Consider the following 21,736-nt stretch of genomic DNA (forward strand, 5'->3'; position numbering starts at 1 on the left):
TGTGAATTCTCGGGCCCCCGCATCGGCGAGAGATCGCAAATGCGGGGGCCTGCTCCGTGGAGCTCCGCCCGCACGGAGACGAACACCCCGTGAAACAACCGGCATCCCCGTCTGGAGCAGGTTTTACGTGATTTCGACCGTCATTCGACTGGCCCGAGTGGGCAGCGGGTCGGAGCTGGCCGCGGCAGTCCTCCTGGGACTCGGGTTCCCCTGTGCCGTGCTCGCCGCGCTGGTCCCGGACGTCCGGCTGTTCGCGGGAGCCGCCGCGGTCACCTACGCCGCCGACTGGTACCTGCACCAGAAGAAGAGCTACCTGGTCGACCGGCTCAACAGCGTCCGCGCCGGCCTGCCGATCCGCTTCCTGCTGCGCCAACTGCTGCTGATCCTGCTCCTCGCCCGCGAGAACCTCGCGGAGCAGCCGCTGTTCTACGCCGCGGTCGCCTGCTTCCTCCTCTTCTACGGCCTCCAGGCCCCGCACGGCGCGCTCACCACCCTCATCAGGCTGCGCCGCACCCTGCCGGTCGTCACCCGCAACGTCGACCTGCACGGCGTGCGCATCCCGGACGCCCCGCCGCACGCCCTGCTGCACCGGGCCGGCGAGAAGATGCTCCACCTCGACCTGCCCGCCGTCGCCGGCGTCGTCGCCGCCGCCGCCACCGGCCGTCCCGTCCTCGGGTACGCGGGCACCGCCGCCACGCTGGTCCTCGGCGTCCTCTACGTCCTGCTGCTCGTCCCCTACGTGCGCCGCAAGCACCGCGTCCCGGGCGCCGGCACCGTCCTCAAGGCCGTCGACACCTGGCTGCGCGAGTACCAGCCGACCGTCGCGCTGTACTTCTCCGGCTCCGACGAGGCGGCCTACCAGGTCAACATGTGGCTGAACACGATGGAGCGGGTCGACGGGCGGCCGATCGTCGTCATGCGCGAGCCGAACCTCGTCCCGAGGCTGAACGACACGGCCGTGCCCGTCCTGTGCATTCCGGGCGGCCAGCACACGATGGCCCGCGACTGGTCGACGCTCCGCGTCGTCCTGTACCCGGCCAACGCCGGCAAGAACATCCACATGCTGCGCGTGCCGACCGCGAAGCACGCCTTCATCGGCCACGGCGACAGCGACAAGCTCGCCAGCGTCAACCCCTTCTCCAAGGCGTACGACGAGGTGTGGACCGCGGGCCGGGCCGGCCGCGACCGGTACGCCCTCGCCGACGTCGGTGTCCGCGACGAGGACGTCGTCGAGGTCGGCCGCCCCCAGCTCGCCCCCATCCGGCGCTGGACGGGCACGCCGAAGAACCCCGTCCCGACCATCCTGTACGCCCCCACCTGGGAGGGCTGGGACGGCGACCCCGGCAACACCTCGCTGCTCCTCGCCGGCGAGAACATCGTCAGGCGGCTGCTGGACGCGCCGGACCCGGTCCGCGTCGTCTACAAGCCGCACCCCTTCACCGGCCTCGTCGACAGGAGGGCCAAGGCCGTCGACGAGCGGATCCGCACGATGGTCGCCGAGGCAGCGGCCCGCCGCGCCGCCGACCCGCGCTGGGCGCGCGAGGCGGACGCGGCGCGGGCCGGGCAGGCCGCCGCCCGTGCCGAGCTGACCCGCGTCGAGGCCCGTCTCGCCGCGCTCTCCGACCCCGGCCGGAAGGGTGCCGACGAGGCCGAGACGTCCCGCGTCTCACTCGCCGACCCGCACCGCATCGCCGTGCTCAGGCGGCTGCGCGCCGAGTGGAACGACGCCTACTGGCGCTCGTTCGGCTGGTGGGAGCATCGCGTCGTCACCGGCGCCCGGCCCCACCTGTACGACTGCTTCAACGAGGCGGACGGCCTGGTCTCCGACATCTCCAGCGTCGTCTCCGACTTCATCGCCAGCGGCAAGCCCTACGCGGTGGCGGACTCCGCCGGGCTCGGCGAGGAGGAGTTCCGGCGGCAGAACACCGCCGTCCGGGCCGCGGTCGTCCTGTCCAACGACGCCGCCGAGCTCGGCGAGCTGCTCGCCGCCGTCGCCGACCCGGCCGCCGACCGGACGGCCGGGGAGCGGCGCGCCCTGAAGCAGTACCTGCTCGGCCCCGACGAGCCCACCGCCACGGAGCGGTTCGACACCGCCGTGCGCGCGCTGGCCGCCAGGGCGGAGGCGCGCAACACGGCCGTCGCCCAGCGCCTCGCCGGACGGACCGTCGGCGGAGCGGACCGCGAGGACGACGCGGTGCCGATGGGCGCCGGGGACGACGATCCGGGAGCCGCCGCGGCGGCGAGGGACTCCGCCGAGCCGACGGTGGTCGGCTGACCGCGGCGGGGTGCGGCGCGGCCTCCGTCCGCCGCGGTGCCGGGCGGCCCGCGCCGCACCCCGGTGGGCGCGGACGGCCCGCCGTGGCGGGGCCGGGAGCGCCGCGGCGCGCCCCGGGACCCGTCCGCGAACCCGTCCGCCGGATGGCACAGGTGCGCGCGGGTTCGCCCGGCTGGCATAGATTCGCCATGTGACAACGGCAAGGCAGTACGTGGCGGAAGCCCGCAGGGTCGTCGTGAAGGTCGGCTCGTCCTCCCTGACCACCGCCTCGGGCGGCCTCGACGCGGACCGGGTCGACGCGCTCGTCGACGTGCTCGCCAAGGCGCGCGGCCAGGACGGGCGGGAGATCGTCCTCGTGTCGTCCGGCGCCATCGCCGCCGGCCTCGCACCGCTCGGTCTCGGCCGCCGTCCCGGGGACCTCGCCCGGCAGCAGGCCGCCGCCAGCGTCGGCCAGGGCCTGCTCGTGGCCCGCTACACCGCGTCCTTCGCCCGCTACGGCGTACGCGTCGGCCAGATCCTGCTCACCGGTGACGACACGAGCCGCCGCGCCCACTACCGCAACGCGTACCGGACACTGGAGCAGCTCCTGGCGATGGGCGCCCTGCCGATCGTCAACGAGAACGACACGGTCGCCACGGACGAGATCCGGTTCGGCGACAACGACCGGCTCGCCGCGCTCGTCGCCCACCTCGTCCGCGCCGACCTGCTGGTGCTGCTGTCGGACGTCGACGGACTGTACGACGGGGACCCGAGCCGGCCCGGCACGTCCCGGATCGAGGAGGTCCGCGGCCCGGAGGACCTGGCGGGCGTCGAGATCGGTTCCGCGGGGAAGGCCGGAGTCGGCACGGGCGGCATGGTCACCAAGGTCGAGGCGGCCCGGATCGCGGCGGCCGCCGGCATCCCCGTGGTCCTCACGTCGGCCGGCCGCGCCGCCGACGCCCTCGCCGGGCGGGACACCGGCACGTACTTCCACCGCACCGGGCGCCGCTCCGCCGGGAGACTGCTGTGGCTGGCGCACGCCTCCGCCCCGCGGGGCGCCCTCGTCCTCGACGAGGGGGCGGTACGGGCGGTCGTACACGGGAAGAAGTCGCTGCTGCCCGCCGGGATCGCTGCCGTGGAGGGGGACTTCGGCGCCGGCGACCCGGTCGAGCTGCGCGACGCGGAGGGCCGGCCGGTCGCGCGCGGCCTCGTCAACTTCGACGCCAAGGAGATCCCCCGGCTCCTGGGACGCTCCACCAGGGAACTGGCCGAGGAGCTCGGAGCGGCGTACGAGCGGGAGGTCGTCCACAGGGACGACCTGGTCGTCCTGCACCCCTGGAACGGCTGAAAGTCGGGTCAACCCTCGGGGACCTTCGCCAAAACCGCCCCGCGTCCCGCTCGGGGCTGGTCAACTTTGTACGAGGGGGCAGGCGGGGTGACAGCACGACGACGCATCGATCAGGAGGCCGCCGGTGAGACGAGCGCGCCCAGGGGCTGCGCCCCGCGGGACGACCGAACGGGCCTTGACCAGTGTCGGGGCCGGTGCAGACTTCGACGACGCCGCATTCCGGTCCGGAACCGGCGGCGGCGCCGTCACGGGGACGGGCGCGGCCACGGGCCCGGGGACGGCCGGCCGGGTACCGGACCGGCCGGTGTCCAGGCTGTGGCACGTCACGCTCAGCGTGTCGGGCCGGGAAGCTCCCCTGAAGGAGGTCCGGCGGGCGCTCGAACAGCTCGCCCACGACCATCCGTTCCTGCTGACCAGCAGGTACGCGGGTGATCACGCGGAGATCCGGTACTGGGAGGAGGCCCGCGACCTGCACGACGCGGCCGCCGTCGCCCTGCGCCTGTGGGGCGAGCACCGGCAGAGCGCCCGGCTGCCGCCGTGGGAGATCGTCGGCCTGGAGGTCATCGACCGCGAGACCTACCACCAGCGCATCGCCGAGGGGTACGGGCCGCCGCCCGCCGCCCCCGTCGGTGTGCATCCGTACTGATTCCGGTCACGTTCGGGCTCCCGGGAGCTCCCGGCGGAGCGCCCCGGGCGGGAGCGGCGCCGACGGGGCGCCCCGCGGTCGGACGCCTGAGCCGGACACCCCGGCAGATGCTCCGGTGGGCGCCCCGCCGAGGCGTCTCACCAGGGTGTCTCGCGGAGCGGGACGGAGCGGGCCGTGTGCGAGATGCCCGGGAAGAGCGCATTACCCTGCGGGCATGACCTCGCAATCCGCCTCCCCGTCCCTGAACCCGTACGACGGCATGTCGCCGGTGGTGCAGGCCGCGCACCGGGCCCGCGCGGCCGCCGCCGACATCGCGCCGCTGCCGCGCGCGGTGAAGGACGACGCGCTGCTGGCCGTGGCGGACGCACTCGAAGTCCGCACCGCCGAGATCGTCGAGGCGAACGCCGAGGACGTGGCCCGGGCGCGGAAGGCCGGCACCGGCGAGTCCGTCGTCGACCGGCTGGCCCTCACCCCCGAGCGGGTCCGCGCGATCGCCTCCGACGTCCGGCACGTCGCCGCGCTGCCCGACCCGGTCGGCGAGGTCGTACGCGGCTCCACCCTGCCCAACGGCCTGGACCTGCGGCAGGTCCGCGTCCCGCTCGGCGTGGTCGGCATCATCTACGAGGCCCGGCCCAACGTCACCGTCGACGCCGCCGCCCTCTGTCTGAAGGCGGGCAACGCCGTCCTGCTGCGCGGCTCGTCCTCGGCGTACGCGTCCAACACCGCCCTGGTCCGGGTCGTGCGCGACGCGGTCGGCGGAGCCGGCCTCCCGGAGGACGCCGTGCAGCTCGTGCCGGGGGAGTCGCGGGACTCGGTGCACGAACTGATGCGGGCGCGCGGCCTCGTCGACGTCCTCATCCCGCGAGGCGGCGCGTCGCTGATCCGCACCGTCGTCGAGGAGTCCACCGTCCCCGTCATCGAGACCGGCACCGGCAACTGCCACGTGTACGTCGACGACCGGGCGGACCTCGACATGGCCGTCGACATCCTGATCAACTCCAAGGCACAGCGCGTCAGCGTGTGCAACGCCGCCGAGACTCTCCTCGTCCACCAGGACATCGCCCCGCGCTTCCTGCCGCGCGCCCTGGACGCCCTCGCCGAGGCGGGCGTCACCGTCCACGGCGACGAGCGGGTCCTGCCGTACGCGGAGGGCTCCAGGGCCACCGTCGTCCCGGCCACCCCCGAGGACTGGGAGACGGAGTACCTGTCGCACGACATCGCCGTGGCCGTCGTCGACTCCCTGGACGCGGCCGTCGCCCACATCCGCCTGTGGACCTCCGGGCACACCGAGGCGATCGTCACCACGTCGCAGGCGGCCGCCCGCCGTTTCACCCGGCTGGTGGATTCCACGACGGTCGCCGTGAACGCCTCGACGCGGTTCACCGACGGCGGCCAGTTCGGCTTCGGCGCCGAGATCGGCATCTCCACGCAGAAGCTCCACGCCCGCGGCCCGATGGGGCTGCCGGAGCTCACGTCGACGAAGTACATCGTCACCGGGGACGGGCACATCCGGTAACCGCCGCCGGGCCGAGTGCCGCGGCGGGGAGAGGTCGTGCGCTCTCCCTGCCGAACGGCGCCCTCCCGGTCTACTCTGGGACACGTGCCGGACGACGTGGGGGGCAGGCCGTTCCCGGACGGCCGGGAGCCCGACGACGACCGCGGAGGCGCCGACGAGGAACTCGCCTCCGTGGTGTTCGACGAGGACTTCGTACGCGCCGCGGAGATCCACGAGCCGACCGCGGTCGAGCGGCTGCTCGCCGCCGCCCAGGCCCGTGCCGACGCGGACGCGGCCAGGGCGCGCGGCGGCGCGCCCCCCGACGGCGACCCGCACGTCCCCGGCCTGAGGACCGGCCACGACGGCCACGGCGACGACCCCCACGAGCCGTACGGCCTCCACGACCCGTACGGGCCCTACGGCGGTGCCCTCCGCCCGTACCGCCCCGGTGCCCGCTGGTGCCGCCCCATCGCCTGGCTCGTCGCCCTCGTGATGGGCCTGGGCATGGTCGCGCTCGCGTTCACCGCCGTGTACCGCGGTTCCTCGGGCGGCCGTGAGGAGAAGGTCCCCGCCCCGGCCAGCAGCGGCGTCGGCCCGGAAGGCGCCGCCTCCACCACCGGGCGCCCCGCACCGCCGGTCCCGGTCACCTCCGGCGTCCCCTGACCCCGCCTCCCGGTCCCGCCCTCCGGTCCCGTCTCCCGCCCTCCCGGCCGTGGCCGATCCGTTCGACTCGACGTTCGGCGGGGTGTTTACCCGGCCCCCGGCCGACCCACCCTCAAGGTATGGCAGGGAGCGTCGACCCGCCCGACGGAACGCCCGACGGCACGCCCGACGGGAATCCCGGCAGGGACGAGGAGGAGTACCGGCCCGTCGTCTTCGACGAGTCCTTCGTCCGCGCTGCCCGCCTCCGGGAACTGTCCGCCCGGGAACGGACGGGCGGCGACGCCCCCGCCGTCCGCGACCGCCCCGGTTCCGACCGCGACGGCCCCGATCCGGCCCTCGACGCGGAGTATGAGTACGCCTACGACCTCGACCGCCGCCACCACCGGCACACCGTCCGCCGGCGCGCCCGCGGACGGCGCCGCGGCCCCGGGCGCGCGATGGGCGCGCGCCTGGGGGCACTCACCCTCGTGCTGCTCGTCGCGGCGGTCTTCGCCGCCGCCGTCCACCTCGGGTCCCGCTACCCGTACCAACCACCCCCCGATCCGCATACCGAACCCCTGCGCACCACCCTCGTCGCACTGGCCCCCGCCGGCCCCGTGCCCGGCGGCCGACCCGACGACCTGTACGCCCACAGCCCCGCCGCGCAGTACCGCTCCGGCGCCGCGGGCATCGCCCTGCCGCCCGCGCGGCGCACCGTGCACTTCTCGCAGGGCGAGGTCATGACCGCCCTCACCATCGCCAAGGACTTCCTCGTCCACTCCTCCCTCGACCCCGACGTCCTCACCGGCGGTGCCACCCGCCCCGTGCGGCTGCTCCTCGACCCGGACCAGCTCGCCCAGTTCGACCGGAGCGTCGGCTCCCCGGCCGCCGACGGGCACCACGCCACCGGCGGCTGGCTCGTCCGGTTCGACCCGGCGCGCACGGCCCTCGCCGACCCCGGCGTCCGGGTCCGCGGCACCCTCCGGGTGACCGAGGCGTCCACCGACACCCTGGAGGTCGTCTCCGACCACACCTTCGCCTACGCGCTGCGCCCCGCGGAGCCGGCCACCGGACCCGGTGCCGCCTCCCTGTTCACCGTCCGCCGCGAACTGCGCTTCCACCTCGACCGCGACGATCTGCGCATGCACCGCGTCGAACTGGTCACCAGCCACCTCCAGGCCGGCCCCATGGACTGCTCCTCCGATCCATCCGGAGCCCTGCAGCCGCTCCTCGCGGGCCGGCGCCCCGCGAGGACCGCCCCTCCGGCCACCGACCCCTACGCTTCCGCCCCGGCCGCGGCCGCCCGCCTCTGCGCCGTACTGGCACCCGGCAGCCAGCCCGCCCGGCCGTAGGCCCGCGGCGAGCGGCGGTTCCGGGGGAGGGCCGCCGCGGGCCCCCACGCTCCACCGCCGGGAGGGGCACGGCACACGACCGAACGGCACCCCGCCGAGCCGCGGGGTGGATCCGCCGGTCCGGCACCCCGGGCGCCGGGAACGGGGCGCCGGGCCGACGGATCCGACGCCGCCGCACCCCTGTGCCCCGATGCGCTCGGCACGCCGGCCCCGGTCCCGTAGCGCCGCACCGCGTCCGGGTCCCGAAGCCCGCGGCGGGCCCCCGCCCCGCGGCGGGGTCAGACCGTGTCCCGCCCGCCGTCCTCGCCGTCGTCGCGGGTGCCCGAGCGGCCCCCCGCGGCGCCGGTGAACTTCTCGAAGAGCTTGCCGCCGAGGTCGCCGGCGCCGCCGGCTATGTCGCCGACCAGCTTCATCAACGGGTCCTTGCTCCCGCGCACCGTGTCCGCGTAGTGGTTCGCGGACTCGCGGAAGGAGTCCGCGACCGAGGCGTCCCCGTCCTCCGACCGCCGCGGGTAGTGGCCGTCCATGATCCGCTGGTAGTCGCGGCTCTCCGACCACTTCTTCAGCTCGGCCGCCCGCACCGTGGTGAACGGGTGTGAACGCGGCAGCACGTTCAAGATCTTCAACACCGAGTCCCGCAGGTCGCCGCCCGACTCGTACTCCTCCGCCTGAGCGAGGAACGCGTCCACGTTCATCTCGTGCAGATGGTGTCCGCCCGCCAACTTCATCAGGCCGCGCATCGACGCGCGGAGGTCCTGGCCGACCAGCAGACCGGCCCGGTCCGCCGACAGCTCCGACTTGCGGAACCACTCCCGCAGGGCCGTGACGACCGCCATGACGGCCACGTTCCCGAGCGGGATCCACGCCACCTTCAGCGCCAGGTTGGTGAGGAACAGCAGCACCGTCCGGTAGACGGAGTGGCCCGACAGGGCGTGGCCCACCTCGTGGCCGACGACGGCGCGCATCTCCTCCTCGTCCAGCAGCTCCACCAGGCTCGTGGTGACCACGATGATCGGCTCGTCCAGGCCGATGCACATCGCGTTCGGCTTCGGGTCCTGCGTGACGTACATCGGCGGGACCTTCTCCAGGTCGAGGACGTAGCAGGCGTCCCGCAGCATGTCGTGGAGATGGGCGAACTGCGCGTCGCTCACCCGCACCGAGTCCGAGAGGTACAGCAGCCTCAGGCTGCGCTCGGGCAGCAGTCCGCTCAGCGCCTTGAACACGGTGTCGAAGCCGCTGAGCTTGCGCAGGGCGACGAGCGCGGAACGATCCGCCGGATGCTCGTAGGCACGGGAGGAGATTCCCGGGAAGCGCCGGCGCGCGCGGCTCGGCACGGTCCCGTGGCCGTTCTCTGTCATGATTGCCCCCAACTTCATACGAGATCTGCCTCGTCCCCCTGGCAGACCTCAGCCTAGGCGGTGTTCCGGAGAACCGCCGAGCCTGTGGACAACACCCTGTGGACAACGGCTCGTGCCGGGACAACGCCTGAGTCGGCGTGAGGGTGCCCGGACCACCCGCATACGATGTGCGCGAAGTCCCCCGCTCCGACTCCGATGGATTGGTCCCGCAGAAGATGAGCAGCCTCCACACCGCCGCCGCCCACCTGGTCACGCTCGCCCAGGGTTCCGAGCACGGCGGCAACCACGAAAGCCTCAACCCCTACCTCACCGGCGGCGGCGCCCTCCTCGCGCTGCTGCTCCTGCTCTGGGTCACCACCCGCTTCAACCGCGACCGCTGAGCAGGCGCCCGCCGGGACCGGGCCGCGCCGCCGTGCCGTTAGGCTCTGCACGCATGGGAGAGCAGGAAGTGCCGAGAAGTCCCGGCAAACGCCGCCTGGGCGTGATGGGCGGGACGTTCGACCCGATCCACCACGGACACCTGGTGGCCGCCAGCGAGGTGGCCGCCCTGTTCCACCTCGACGAGGTGGTGTTCGTGCCGACCGGGCAGCCATGGCAGAAGAGCCACAAGACGGTGTCCCCGGCCGAGGACCGCTACCTCATGACGGTCATCGCCACGGCGTCGAACCCGCAGTTCTCGGTCAGCCGCATCGACATCGACCGGGCGGGCCCCACCTACACCATCGACACCCTGCGGGACCTGCGCTCCCTCAACCCGGACACGGATCTGTTCTTCATCACCGGCGCCGACGCGCTGTCGCAGATCATGCCGGGCTGGCGCAACGCCGAGGAGCTCTTCTCGCTCGCGCACTTCGTCGGGGTGACCCGGCCCGGCCACGACCTGTCGGACGACGGCCTGCCCGAGGGCGGCGTCTCCCTCGTCGAGGTGCCCGCCCTCTCCATCTCGTCGTCGGACTGCCGCGAGAGGGTGGCGCAGGGCGATCCCGTCTGGTATTTGGTGCCGGACGGCGTGGTGCGCTACATCGACAAGCGCCAGCTGTACCGGGGCCAGTGAGCCGCGGAAAGGGGCACCGGTGAACGATCAGAACAGCCACTACGACCCATACCACCCGCCGCAGCCGCAGATCGTCGGCTACGACGAGTACGGGCAGCCGGTGTACCAGCAGGCCCAGCAGCCGTCTCCGCCCCAGCCGCCGCAGTACCCCGCGCAGCAGGGCCACGGGTACGGCCACGACCCGTACGCCCGGGCGGCCCGGCCGTACCCCGAGCCGCAGCAGTACCTCCACGACCAGCCGTACCAGGGATACGAGGAGCAGCCGCAGGGCTACGGCGGTCACAGCCCCTACGGCACCGGGCAGTGGCAGGCTCCGCAGGCACCCGCCGCCCAGCCGCCGGAGCAGCCCGCACCGCCGGCGTCCGGCCGGGTCGCCGCGCCCGCGGGCGTACCGGGGCAGCGCGGCCCCGCTCCCCGGGCGCAGGCCCCCGCCGTTTCCGAACCGCCCGCGGGGGCCCCGGCCGACGACGGCCCGCACACCGGCCGGGACGCCCGCGGCCGGCGCGACCCCGCGGAGCAGCCGGGCGCCGGTGACGGCGGGGGGTACCGGACCGAGCAGTTCGCCTTCGTCGACGAGTCCGACGAGGAGTCGGAAGACGCCATCGACTGGCTCAAGTTCACCGAGAGCCGCTCGGAGCGCCGCGAGGAGGCCAAGCGGCGCGGCCGCAACCGGATCGTCGCGCTCTGCGTCGCCGTCGCCGTCGCCCTCGTCGGCGGCGTCGGCTACCTCTGGTACGCGGGGATGCTCCCGGGCCTGTCCCGGGAGGACGCCCGGCGGGGCGACGCCGCCGCGGCCGGCCCCCAGAAGCGCGACGTGATCGTCCTCCACCTGCACAACACGAAGGACGAGGCCACCTCGACGGCCCTCCTGGTCGACAACGCCACCACCCGGCAGGGCACCACGGTCCTGCTGCCGAACGCCCTCGCCGTCGCCAACGAGGACGGGACGACCACCACCCTCGGCAAGTCCGTCGAGGACGACGGCTCCTCCGGCACCCGCGAGGCCATCGGCTCCCTCCTCGGTACGAGGATCACCGGCACGTGGCGGCTCGACACGCCCTACCTGGAGAACCTCGTGGAGCTCGTCGGCGGCGTCGACCTCACCACCGACGCGGAGGTGCCTGCCGCCGAGGAGGGTGAGGCGCCGCTCGTGCGGAAGGGCGGGAACCAGACGCTCGACGGGCGCACGGCCGTCGCCTACGCCACGTACCGCGGCCCGGGTGAACCCGAGGCGGCGCAGCTCCAGCGGTTCGGCCAGGTCGTGCACGGGGTGTTGCGCAAGCTGTCGGACGACCCCGAGGGCGCCACCTCGACGGTCCGGTCCCTGGCGCAGATCCTGGACCCGTCGCTCCCCGACGAGGACCTGGGCGCCTCCCTGGCCAAGCTCGCCGAGCACGCCAGGGCGGGGGCTCACAAGACCGTGCTGCTGCCCGTGGAGGGCGACGGGCGGCTCACCGAGGAGACCGGTCGCAGTGTGGTCGAGGACGTCCTCGGGGGAACCGTCAGCCCTCCCGAGCCGGGCTCCGTGGTACGGGTGGGCCTCCGCAACGCCAGTGGCGACGCCGACGCCACCGAGGCCGCGCGGATCGTCCTGGCCAACGGAGGCTACGCGGTCGTCGACGGCGGCGCCGCGGACGGTGCGGAGAGCACCTCGGAGGTCGTCTACGGCGACGCGGCGCGGAAGGCCGAGGCGGACGAGGTCGCCAAGACGCTCGGACTCCCCGCCCGCGCCGTCCGCAAGGGCGAGGCGCCCGCGAACGCCGACGTCACCGTCGTCCTCGGCGAGGACTACCGGGCCGGGTAATGGCTTGCCGGGCCGTCGGCGGTACGTGAGACCCTTGAAGGGTCCCCGACCGCCGACGAAAGCCTGCTTGTGACCGCCACCGACCGATCCATCGCGCTCGTCAACGCCGCCGCCCAGGCGGCCGCCGACCGGCTCGCCCACGACATCATCGCGTACGACGTCAGCGACGTGCTGTCGATCACCGACGCCTTCCTGCTCGCCTCCGCGCCCAACGACCGCCAGGTCAAGTCGATCGTCGACGAGATCGAGGAGCGGCTGAACAAGGAGCTGGGTGCCAAGCCGGTACGCCGCGAGGGCGACCGCGAGGCCCGCTGGGTCCTGCTCGACTACGTGGACATCGTCGTCCACGTCCAGCACAGCGAGGAGCGGGTCTTCTACGCCCTGGAACGGCTCTGGAAGGACTGCCCCGAGCTGCCCCTGCCCGAGGACGCCGTGAAGACCCGGGGCAAGGCGGCGGAGCACGCCCGGCTCAGCGGAACCGACGGCTCCGGCCCGGACGGCCTCCCCGGCGACGGTACGGACGGTGAGCTGCGCTGAGCGCCACCGGGGGCGGCAGGGGCCGCCGCATCGTCCTCTGGCGCCACGGCCAGACCGCGTGGAACCTGGAGCGCCGCTTCCAGGGCAGCACCGACATCGAGCTGACCGAGACGGGCCTCGCCCAGGCGCGCCGGGCCGCCCGGCTGCTCGCCGCCCTCAAACCGGACGCGATCATCGCGTCCGACCTCAGGCGCGCCGCGGCCACGGCCGCCGAGCTCGCCGCGGTCACGGGACACCCGGTCAGCCACGACGCCGCGCTCCGCGAGACGTACGCCGGTGTCTGGCAGGGGCTGACCCACGAGGAGATCCTCGCCCGCCACCGTGAGGAGTACCGCGCGTGGAAGCGCGGCGAGCCGGTGCGGCGCGGCGGCGGCGAGCTGGAGACCGAGGTCGCCGAGCGGGCCGCCCCCGTCGTGCTGGAGCACGTCGGCAGGCTGCCCGAGGACGGCACCCTCGTCGTGGTCAGCCACGGCGGCACGATCCGCACCACGATCGGCCGGCTCCTGGGGCTTCCCCCGCACAGCTGGGAGAGCCTCGGCGGCCTGTCCAACTGCTGCTGGTCCGTCCTGGGGGAGGGCGCGCGGGGCTGGCGGCTGCTGGAGCACAACGCCGGCACGCTCCCCGAGCCGGTCCTCGGCGACGACGACTGACCCGGATTTCACTTTCGGGCAGGTGACAGGCTAGAGTTCTTCTTGTTCGCAGCGCGGAGCGCGAAGGAACACGAGGGGCTATAGCTCAGTTGGTAGAGCGCTTGCATGGCATGCAAGAGGTCAGGAGTTCAATTCTCCTTAGCTCCACAATCAAGAATCCCGTCCCCGTCAGGGGGCGGGATTTCCGTATGTGAGGACTCCCGTCGCCCACCTGCCCCGGGAGCCCCGCCCGGGGCCCGTCCCGGAAGCGGAAGACACCCCGGCGTTCACCGGAGGTAACCGCCACCGCACCGGGACCGTGGCAGAATCGGACGGCCGGAGGGGGCTACGGACCGGACGGGAGGGAGCGCGCGATGGCCGCCAGCAGATTCGAGGAACCCGCCCGGCCCGTCACCGCACAGACGCGCGCCGGCCTCACCTGCCCCGCCTGCGGCTCCCCGGACGTCGCCCAGGTGCTCGGGGACAACGGCGGCGTGTCCTACGTCTGCACGTCCTGCGGCCACAGCTGGAGCTGATCGATGGGTGCACACAGGCGGAAGTGCGACTGGTGCGGCAGCGGTACGCCGATCGTCCGCGACATGGACCCGGTCAACCGGGCCTACCAGTACTGGTGCGAGGAGTGTGCGCGGGCGCTGATCATAAAGGGCGACCCCATCGAGACCTACCGCGAGCTCGAAGGGGAGCCGATCTACGGGCGGCTGCTCGACGAGCACTGCGCCCTCAAGCGCTTCTACTCGTTCGCGACGGCCTGAGCCCGTCGGGCGCCGGGCGCCCCGCAGCCGAGCCGCCCGCGCCCGCCCGCACCACCCACGCGGCGAACGCGCCCAGCAGGGCGATCCCCAGGAGGGTGTAGAGGCCGGACAACAGCATCTGCCAGCCGTTCTGGTGCAGTTCGAGCCGTACCGGCGCGGGGGCGTGCGGCACCCACCACAGTGCGAACGACCCGAACACCAGGGCCGCTGCGGCCGTCCACACCGGACGCACCCGTGCGGCGAGCAGGGTCAGCGCGGGCACGCACCACACCCAGTGGTGCGACCAGGAGATCGGACTCACCAGCAGCGCCGTCACGGCACACGCCACCACCGCCACCGCCCGGTCCCCGCGCAGCGCCGCCAGCACCGCCACGGCCAGCCCGGCGCCCCCCACCAGGAGCGCCGCGACCACCCACCACGCACCCGGGTCGGTCGTGTGGAGCAGTCGCGCCAGCACCCCGCTCAACGACTGGTTGGCCGTCTCCTCGGTGCGGCCCACCCGACCCGTCTCGAAGATCATCTCGGTCCAGAAGCGGCGCGAGTCGTACGGCAGGACCAGCGCCGACGCGACCGTCACCACCGAGAACGCCGCCACCGCCCGGGTCCCGCGCCACAGCCACTCGTTCCGCCACGGGGCCCAGCCGTCACTCCGCGCGCGCACCACCCCCACGGCGAGCAACAGCACCACGAAGAGCCCCGGTGTGAGCTTCACCGCAGTGGCGAGTCCGATGCCGATCCCGGTCCAGCGGCTGTCCGCACGGCGGGTCAGGTCCCACAGCACCGCCGCCGCCACCAGCAGGTTGATCTGGCCGTACCGGAACGTCTGCCACACCGGTTCGCACCACACCAGGACCGCCGCCGTCCACAGGGCCGCCCCCGGCCTCGTCGGGAACGCCCCGCCGCGGCGGGGCGCGGCGGTCCCGTCCGGCGCCACCAGCCGCAGCGACAGGTGCGCCAGCGCCACCAGCAGCAGCAGGTTCCCGAGCGTGGCCAGCGCCCGCATCTCCGGTATGCCGACCAGGGTGAGCGGCGTGAACACCAGTGCGGCGAACGGCGGATACGTCATCGGCAGGTTCGCGGAGGTGGCCCGCATCGCGTACAGGTCCCCACCCGCCAGGGCGGTCGCCCCCTCGGCCCGGTAGACCGAAAGGTCCAGCATCGACACATGGGCGGCGCGCTGCGCGACCCAGAAGGACGCGAAGGACAGCAGGCAGGCCCCCAGAGCGGCGAGCGGCAGGCTCCGGAGGCGGGTTCGAGCGGTCACGGTCGCGGTCACGTGCGCCGACGCTACCCGCCGCCTCCGCCAGTCGGGCGGGGAGGGGACAAGGGATTTGGCGGTGCACCGGGGAGACCGTGTAATGTTCTCCGTGTCGCCGCGGGGAGAACCGCCAGGGAAGACCGGCGGAGCGGCACACGCAAGGGGCTATAGCTCAGTTGGTAGAGCGCTTGCATGGCATGCAAGAGGTCAGGAGTTCAATTCTCCTTAGCTCCACAGCCCGAGAAGGCGGGACGTCGACAGGATGTCCCGCCTTCCTCGCGTCCACCTCCCGCCCCCACCCGGAACCCCGAGATGCGAGGGCCGCGTGACGCTCCGTTCCCGTGCGGCGGGGGCGGCGCGATGCGGTACGCGGGGGCGCTGCTGTACCCTGACGCCATGCGTGCCGTACGCCTCCTGCTTGGCGAGCCGCGCTGATCAGTGCCGGCGGATGAGAGATCCGCTCGGAATCGGCGCGGCGTCCCCTCCTGTGCGAGGGGTTTTTTCATTTCGCCGCACCGACGCAACCGGGGCGCGGCGGCGGCAGCGAGGCAGAGACGATCGATGGAGCTTCAGAGGATCATGACCGAGACGAACCCCGTCGCCGAGACGGCGGCCCCGCACCGTTACACGGCGGCCATGGCGGCCGACATCGAGGCACGCTGGCAGGACTTCTGGGACGCGGAGGGGACGTACGCCGCGCCGAATCCGGGCGGCGACCTGGCGGGCGCCCCGGAGCTGGTCTCCCGGCCCAAGAAGTTCATCATGGACATGTTCCCCTACCCGTCCGGTGCCGGCCTGCACGTCGGCCATCCGCTGGGGTACATCGCCACCGACGTGTACGCCCGCTACCAGCGCATGACCGGCCACAACGTCCTGCACACGCTGGGTTTCGACGCGTTCGGCCTGCCGGCCGAACAGTACGCGGTGCAGACCGGCACGCACCCGCGCGTGTCGACCGAGGCGAACATGGAGAACATGAAGGCCCAGCTGCGCCGGCTGGGCCTGGGCCACGACAGGCGCCGGTCGTTCGCCACGATCGATCCCGACTACTACAAGTGGACCCAGTGGATCTTCCTGCAGATCTTCGACTCCTGGTACGACGAGGAGGCCGGGAGGGCCCGCCCGATCGCCGACCTGGTGGCCCGGTTCGAGAGCGGTGAGCGCCCCGTACCGGGCACCGCGCGGTCGTGGGGCGAGCTGACCGCCGCCGAACGGGCCGACGTGCTGAGCGGATACCGCCTGGCGTACGCCTCCGACGCGCCGGTCAACTGGTGCCCCGGCCTGGGCACCGTCCTGGCCAACGAGGAGGTCACCGCCGACGGCCGCTCCGAGCGCGGCAACTTCCCGGTCTTCAAGGCGAAGCTGCGCCAGTGGAACATGCGCATCACCGCCTACGCGGACCGCCTGCTGGAGGACCTGGACGCGCTGGACTGGCCCGAGGCCATCAAGCTGCAGCAGCGCAACTGGATCGGCCGGTCCGAGGGCGCCCGCGTCGACTTCCCCGTCGGCGACGACGTGATCACCGTCTTCACCACGCGCCCGGACACCCTGTTCGGCGCCACCTACATGGTGCTGGCCCCCGAGCACGACCTGGTCGACACGATCGTCCCGGACGCCTGGCCGGCCGGTACGCCCGCCCTGTGGACGGGCGGGCACGCCACCCCGGCCCTGGCCGTCGACGCGTACCGCAAGCAGGCCGCCGTCAAGTCCGACGTGGAGCGGCAGGCCGAGGCGAAGGAGAAGACCGGCGTCTTCACCGGCGCCCACGCCGTGAACCCGGTCAGCGGCGAGCGCGTCCCGGTCTTCATCGCCGACTACGTGCTGATGGGCTACGGCACGGGCGCCATCATGGCCGTCCCGGCGCACGACGGCCGCGACTTCGCCTTCGCCCGCGCCTTCGACCTGCCCGTGCGCTGCGTCGTCGAACCGGTCGACGGCCGCGGCACGGACCCGTCCACCTGGGACGACGCCTTCGACTCGCACGACGCGAGGATCATGGCGTCGTCCAACGACGACGTGTCGCTGGACGGCCTGGGCGTCGCCGAGGCCAAGGCCGAGATCACCCGCTGGCTGGAGTCCCGCGGCATCGGCGAGGGCACCGTCAACTACCGCCTGCGCGACTGGCTGTTCAGCCGCCAGCGCTACTGGGGCGAGCCCTTCCCGATCGTCTACGACGAGGACGGCGTGGCGCACGCGCTGCCCGAGTCGGTGCTGCCGCTGGAACTGCCCGAGGTCGACGACTACGCGCCGCGCACCTTCGACCCGGACGACGCCGACACGCAGCCGGAGACCCCGCTGTCCCGCAACGAGGACTGGGTGAACGTCACCCTGGACCTGGGCGACGGCCCCAAGCGGTACCGCCGCGAGACCAACACCATGCCCAACTGGGCCGGTTCCTGCTGGTACGAGCTGCGCTACCTGGATCCGCACAACGACGGGAAGCTGGTCGACCCGGACATCGAGCGGTACTGGATGGGCCCGCGCGACGGCATGCCGCACGGGGGCGTGGACCTGTACGTGGGCGGCGCCGAGCACGCCGTACTGCACCTGCTGTACGCCCGGTTCTGGTCGAAGGTCCTGTACGACCTGGGCCACGTGTCGTCGGCCGAGCCGTTCCACCGGCTCTTCAACCAGGGCATGATCCAGGCGTACGTCTACCGCGACGCACGGGGCATCGCCGTCCCGGCCGCCGAGGTCGAGGAGCGCGACGGCGCGTTCTGGTACCGGGGCGAGAAGGTCGGCCGGGTCCTGGGCAAGATGGGCAAGTCCCTGAAGAACGCGGTCACCCCGGACGAGATCTGCGCCGAGTACGGCGCCGACACGCTGCGGCTGTACGAGATGGCCATGGGCCCCCTGGACGTGTCCCGCCCCTGGGACACGCGCGCGGTGGTGGGCCAGTACCGGCTGCTGCAGCGGCTGTGGCGCAACATCGTCGACGAGGCGACGGGGGAGGTCACCGTCGTCGACGCCGAGCCGGACGAGGACACGCTCCGTGCCCTGCACAAGGCCGTCGACGGAGTCTCCCAGGACATGGCGGCGATGCGCTTCAACACGGCCATCGCCAAGATCACCGAGCTGAACAACCACCTGACCAAGGCGGGCGGCCCCGTCCCCCGGCCGGTCGCCGAGCGGCTGGTGCTGCTGGTCGCGCCCCTGGCCCCGCACATCGCCGAGGAGCTGTGGCGCAAGCTGGGCCACACCGACTCGGTCGTCCACCAGGACTTCCCGGTCGCCGACCCGGCGTACGTCGTCGACGCGACGGTGACCTGCGTCGTACAGGTCAAGGGCAAGGTCAAGGCGCGCCTGGAGGTCTCCCCGTCCATCACGGACGAGGAACTGGAGACGCTGGCCCTGGCCGAGCCCGCGGTCACCGCCGCCCTGGGGGGTGCGGGCATCCGCAAGGTCGTCACCCGCGCGCCGAAGCTGGTGAACATCGTCCCGGCGTGACCGGCCACCGGGTCCCGTCGCGCGACGGCGTCCCGGAGTCGACTCCCGGGGGCGGATCGGGGGTTCTCCGGAACCCCCGATCCGCCCTCCGGCGTTTACCGTGGAGGGAACACACGACGACGAGGGGACTCCATGTCACAGGCGATCCTGATCCTGGCACTGCTTTTCGTCGCCTTCGTCGCGCTCGGGGTGTACGTGAGCGTCAAGGCGGTCAAGGCGGCCAAGCGCGGTGTCGACCGCACCCTCACGCAGGCCCGGCGCACGGTCGAGGACACCGCCCTCCGCGCCAAGGGCTACGGGCAGACCGGCGTCGCGGGGGAGCTGGCACAGCTGCGGTTGTCACTGCGCACCTCCTTGCGGGCCACGCAGGACGCCCTGGAGGCAGGCTCCCCGGAGGACGCCTCGCTCCAGGAGTCGCTGGAGCTGTTCCGCCGGCTCAACGCCCACGGGCACGAACTGGACGAGGAGCTCAAGCGGCTGGAGCGCGACCCCGACAAGGCCGGGGTCGCCGAACGCCTGGCGGACCTGCGGGAGCGCACGCGGCGGATCACGGAGCCGGCCGACTCCCTGCGCTGGGCGGCCAGGGACCGGGCGCAGCGGTTCGCCCGGGACGACCTCGACCTGCTCGGCGCGCAGATCGACGTCGAGGCCGGTGCGCTGCGCCACTGGTCGGAGCCGGAAACCCCCGGAACGAAGGGTCACGACGGTCCCGAGGCCGCGGCGGCGCCCGGGCACGACCGCCCCCGGGCGTCGTGGCCGGAGCCGGCGGCGGGACCCGCTCCCGCCCAGGTCTGGCCCGCCGGAGCGGACGGGGAGGCGGGGACGGATGCCCGCCGAGCCGGCGGGAGCGGCCCGGCCGAGACGGCCCGGCCGGCCATCACCGCTCGGGACCCACGCCTCGGAACCGGCTATCCCTGGCAGAGGACCACGCGTCCCGAGACCACCAACTGACCCTCCGCGACCGCGGCGGGCGGTCCCGGGATGCCTTCCGGCGCCGCCTGCGGGTAACCTCCCGGTCATGTCCCGCCATGTCGCGATCGTCACCGATTCCACGGCCTACCTGCCGCCGCAGACGAGAGAGCGGCACGGTATCACCGCGGTGCCGCTGACCGTCGTCCTGGGCGGTACGGCCGTGGAGGAGGGCGGCGGGATCTCGGCCCGCTCACTCGCCCAGGCCCTGCAGAAGCGACGCTCCGTCACCACGTCCCGGCCCAGCCCGGAGACGTTCGCGACCCACTACCGCCGGGTCGCCGAAGGAGGCGCCACCGGGATCGTCTCCCTCCACCTCTCGGCCGAGCTGTCCGGCACCTACGAGGCGGCGCTACTGGCGGCCCGGGAGGCGCCGGTGCCCGTGCGGGTCGTCGACACCGGGATGATCGCCATGGCGCTGGGCTTCTGCGCCGTCGCGGCGGCCGAGGCCGCACAGGCGGGCTGCGGTCCGGACGAGGTCGTGGCGGCCGCGGAGAAACGCGCCTCCGGCACCTCCGCGTACTTCTACGTCGACACCCTCGACCACCTGCGGCGAGGCGGGCGCATCGGGGCCGCCCGCGCACTGCTCGGGTCGGCGCTGGCCGTGAAGCCCCTGCTGGAGCTGAACGGCGGACGCATCGAGCCGAGGGAGAAGGTGCGTACCGCGTCGAAGGCCATCGCCCGGCTCGAGGAGATCGCCGTCGAACGGGCGGGCCGCGCCTCCGTCGACATCGCCGTGCACCACCTCGCCGCCGCCGAACGGGCCGACGTGCTCGCCGGGCACCTGCGTGACCGCGTCCCGGGTCTGGTGGACCTCCACGTCAGCGAGGTCGGCGCGGTGATCGGAGCGCACACCGGACCGGGACTGCTGGGAGTGGTCGTCTCCCAGCGGTGACACCGTCGGTTTCACCCCTGCGGGTGACCGCGTTCTCCACAACTCCCAGGTTTTCCACGGAAATCAGCGCGGCCCGGCAGATCCGGACGGACATCTCTACCGTGCTGTGGCATGGCGACACGGACACACTCGGTGATCAGAGCCGCCGCGGCGGCCTCTCGCAACTCCCTCTCCTCCCGGCCGCCCGCGGCGACGAGCGGGCCCGGGCGGGCCCGCGGTTCCGACGGCCGGACGCGCGGCCGCACGGGCGGGCGGGGCCGGCACCGTGCCGAAGACCCCGGAGCACACGCCGCCGCGCCACCCGGGCCGCCCCCAGGAGCAGGGCGGACGCGTTGATGGCGGGTACCGACCCGCCGCCGCGCCGGCCCGCCGGACCCTCGGCGCCCTCCGAGGCCCCGGCCCCTCCGTACACGCCGTCCGCGGACTCCCGGACCGGGACGGGAGAACGGTGGGGGCTCGCGTTGCGCGAACGCCTGCCGGTGTGGGTGCAGACCAGGTGCGGGCTCGAGCGCCGCACGCTGGGCGCACTGGCCGTCGTCCTGGTCGCGGGAGTGGTGCTCGCCGCGTGCTGGTTCTGGGCCGGCCGTCCTGAGACCGTGCGCGCACCCGAGGCGGTCGGGCACGCCGCGACCGCGGTGACCGCGCCGGCGGAGCAGCTCCCGCCGACCGCCGCCCCGCCGCCGACGGGCCCGCCACCGGCCGGCCTGCCGACGGCGGGTCCGTCCCCGGGCGTGGTCGTCGTCGATGTGAGCGGCAGGGTGCGGCGGCCCGGCGTGCTGCGGCTTCCGACGGGTGCCCGCGTCGTCGACGCGCTCCGCGCCGCCGGCGGCGTCCCGCCGGGTACGGACACGAGCGGGCTCAACAGGGCGCGCGTCCTGGTGGACGGCGAGCACGTCCTGGTCGGCGTCCCGGCCACCGCCGGCCCGCCCGGCGTCCCGCCGCCGGGAACCCCGCCGGACGCCGCCGGAACCGGGGCGGTGGAAGGACCGGTCAGCCTCAACACCGCCACGGTCGAACAGCTCGACACCCTGCCCGGGGTCGGACCGGTCCTCGCCCGCCACATCGTCGAGCACCGCGCCCGGCACGGCGGCTTCCGGTCGATCGAGGAACTGCGCGAGGTCCGCGGCATCGGCGCCCGCCGCTTCGCCGACCTCTGTCCCCGGGTACGGCTGTGACGTCCGGCCAGGCGGCGCCGGTGCGGCCCGGCAGGGGCGCGCGGCCCGCCACCGGGCCGGACGCGCGCTCCGAACCGTGTGCGGCGGCCCATCGCGCTCC

Annotated in this window: 19 protein-coding genes and 2 tRNA genes; 19 read left to right on the forward strand and 2 right to left on the reverse strand. The window is 73.8% G+C overall.

The features are described from left to right. Positions 1 to 157 precede the first annotated feature (157 nt). The 6 genes from LUW75_RS17180 to LUW75_RS17205 all read left to right on the forward strand — a co-directional run bounded on the left by LUW75_RS17180 (position 158) and on the right by LUW75_RS17205 (position 7,737). Positions 158 to 2,275, forward strand: coding sequence for a hypothetical protein (locus LUW75_RS17180; RefSeq protein ID WP_250336396.1), 2,118 nt, complete (start codon positions 158 to 160; stop codon positions 2,273 to 2,275). 190 nt (positions 2,276 to 2,465) lie between these two features. Continuing rightward, on the forward strand, positions 2,466 to 3,602 hold the full coding sequence (proB, locus tag LUW75_RS17185) for a glutamate 5-kinase (protein ID WP_250336397.1): 1,137 nt from the start codon (positions 2,466 to 2,468) through the stop codon (positions 3,600 to 3,602). 124 nt (positions 3,603 to 3,726) lie between these two features. Then, on the forward strand, positions 3,727 to 4,248 hold the full coding sequence (locus LUW75_RS17190) for a hypothetical protein (protein WP_250336398.1): 522 nt from the start codon (positions 3,727 to 3,729) through the stop codon (positions 4,246 to 4,248). Positions 4,249 to 4,462: 214 nt separating this feature from the next. Continuing rightward, positions 4,463 to 5,764, forward strand: a complete 1,302-nt coding sequence (locus LUW75_RS17195; protein ID WP_250336399.1) for a glutamate-5-semialdehyde dehydrogenase — start codon at positions 4,463 to 4,465, stop codon at positions 5,762 to 5,764. Positions 5,765 to 5,848: 84 nt separating this feature from the next. After that, a complete protein-coding gene (locus tag LUW75_RS17200; RefSeq protein ID WP_250336400.1) occupies positions 5,849 to 6,406 on the forward strand; it encodes an SCO2584 family spore wall biosynthesis protein in 558 nt (185 codons plus the stop codon). A 119-nt stretch (positions 6,407 to 6,525) separates the two neighbouring features. Then, entirely contained in the window at positions 6,526 to 7,737 is a 1,212-nt protein-coding gene (locus LUW75_RS17205; protein WP_250336401.1) for an SCO2583 family membrane protein, read from the forward strand. Positions 7,738 to 8,015: 278 nt separating this feature from the next. Here the strand turns inward: LUW75_RS17205 and LUW75_RS17210 are convergent, their stop codons facing one another. Next, positions 8,016 to 9,095: a M48 family metallopeptidase gene (locus LUW75_RS17210; RefSeq protein ID WP_250336402.1), complete on the reverse strand. Its 1,080-nt coding sequence runs from the start codon at positions 9,093 to 9,095 to the stop codon at positions 8,016 to 8,018. Positions 9,096 to 9,310: 215 nt separating this feature from the next. On the opposite strand from LUW75_RS17210, the gene LUW75_RS17215 reads away from it, so the two are divergent. The 8 genes from LUW75_RS17215 (at position 9,311) to LUW75_RS17250 (ending at position 13,892) form a co-directional block, all read left to right on the forward strand. After that, positions 9,311 to 9,475, forward strand: coding sequence for a hypothetical protein (locus LUW75_RS17215; protein WP_250336403.1), 165 nt, complete (start codon positions 9,311 to 9,313; stop codon positions 9,473 to 9,475). A 53-nt stretch (positions 9,476 to 9,528) separates the two neighbouring features. Continuing rightward, positions 9,529 to 10,149, forward strand: coding sequence for a nicotinate-nucleotide adenylyltransferase (gene nadD / locus LUW75_RS17220; protein WP_250336404.1), 621 nt, complete (start codon positions 9,529 to 9,531; stop codon positions 10,147 to 10,149). 19 nt (positions 10,150 to 10,168) lie between these two features. Then, positions 10,169 to 11,953 carry an LCP family protein gene (locus LUW75_RS17225; protein WP_250336405.1) on the forward strand — a complete coding sequence of 595 codons (1,785 nt, stop codon included), beginning with the start codon at positions 10,169 to 10,171 and terminating at the stop codon, positions 11,951 to 11,953. Positions 11,954 to 12,022: 69 nt separating this feature from the next. Then, entirely contained in the window at positions 12,023 to 12,490 is a 468-nt protein-coding gene (gene rsfS, locus LUW75_RS17230; protein WP_250336406.1) for a ribosome silencing factor, read from the forward strand. Further along, the gene (locus tag LUW75_RS17235) at positions 12,487 to 13,140 is read left to right on the forward strand and encodes a histidine phosphatase family protein (RefSeq protein ID WP_250337711.1); all 654 of its coding nucleotides are present in this window, start codon (positions 12,487 to 12,489) and stop codon (positions 13,138 to 13,140) included. Before rsfS ends, LUW75_RS17235 begins: the two co-directional genes overlap by 4 nt. A 74-nt stretch (positions 13,141 to 13,214) precedes the next feature. Continuing rightward, positions 13,215 to 13,287, forward strand: a tRNA-Ala gene (locus LUW75_RS17240). A 206-nt stretch (positions 13,288 to 13,493) separates the two neighbouring features. Then, a complete protein-coding gene (locus LUW75_RS17245) occupies positions 13,494 to 13,655 on the forward strand; it encodes a hypothetical protein (RefSeq protein ID WP_250336407.1) in 162 nt (53 codons plus the stop codon). A 3-nt stretch (positions 13,656 to 13,658) separates the two neighbouring features. Next, positions 13,659 to 13,892 (forward strand): hypothetical protein, encoded by a 234-nt coding sequence (locus tag LUW75_RS17250; protein WP_250336408.1) that lies wholly within the window; start codon positions 13,659 to 13,661, stop codon positions 13,890 to 13,892. Here the strand turns inward: LUW75_RS17250 and LUW75_RS17255 are convergent. Further along, a complete protein-coding gene (locus tag LUW75_RS17255; RefSeq protein ID WP_250336409.1) occupies positions 13,861 to 15,168 on the reverse strand; it encodes a glycosyltransferase 87 family protein in 1,308 nt (435 codons plus the stop codon). The genes LUW75_RS17250 and LUW75_RS17255 overlap by 32 nt on opposite strands. A gap of 143 nt (positions 15,169 to 15,311) precedes the next feature. On the opposite strand from LUW75_RS17255, the gene LUW75_RS17260 reads away from it, so the two are divergent. The 5 genes from LUW75_RS17260 to LUW75_RS17280 all read left to right on the forward strand — a co-directional run bounded on the left by LUW75_RS17260 (position 15,312) and on the right by LUW75_RS17280 (position 21,636). Continuing rightward, positions 15,312 to 15,384, forward strand: a tRNA-Ala gene (locus LUW75_RS17260). 345 nt (positions 15,385 to 15,729) lie between these two features. After that, positions 15,730 to 18,597, forward strand: coding sequence for a leucine--tRNA ligase (gene leuS, locus LUW75_RS17265; RefSeq protein WP_250336410.1), 2,868 nt, complete (start codon positions 15,730 to 15,732; stop codon positions 18,595 to 18,597). 132 nt (positions 18,598 to 18,729) lie between these two features. After that, positions 18,730 to 19,548 carry a hypothetical protein gene (locus LUW75_RS17270; protein ID WP_250336411.1) on the forward strand — a complete coding sequence of 273 codons (819 nt, stop codon included), beginning with the start codon at positions 18,730 to 18,732 and terminating at the stop codon, positions 19,546 to 19,548. 67 nt (positions 19,549 to 19,615) lie between these two features. Next, positions 19,616 to 20,461 (forward strand): DegV family protein, encoded by an 846-nt coding sequence (locus LUW75_RS17275; RefSeq protein ID WP_250336412.1) that lies wholly within the window; start codon positions 19,616 to 19,618, stop codon positions 20,459 to 20,461. Between the two features lie 461 nt (positions 20,462 to 20,922). Continuing rightward, positions 20,923 to 21,636 carry a ComEA family DNA-binding protein gene (locus LUW75_RS17280; RefSeq protein WP_349816431.1) on the forward strand — a complete coding sequence of 238 codons (714 nt, stop codon included), beginning with the start codon at positions 20,923 to 20,925 and terminating at the stop codon, positions 21,634 to 21,636. Positions 21,637 to 21,736: the final 100 nt, after the last annotated feature.

Source organism: Streptomyces sp. MRC013 (assembly GCF_023614235.1).
GTDB lineage: Bacteria > Actinomycetota > Actinomycetes > Streptomycetales > Streptomycetaceae > Streptomyces.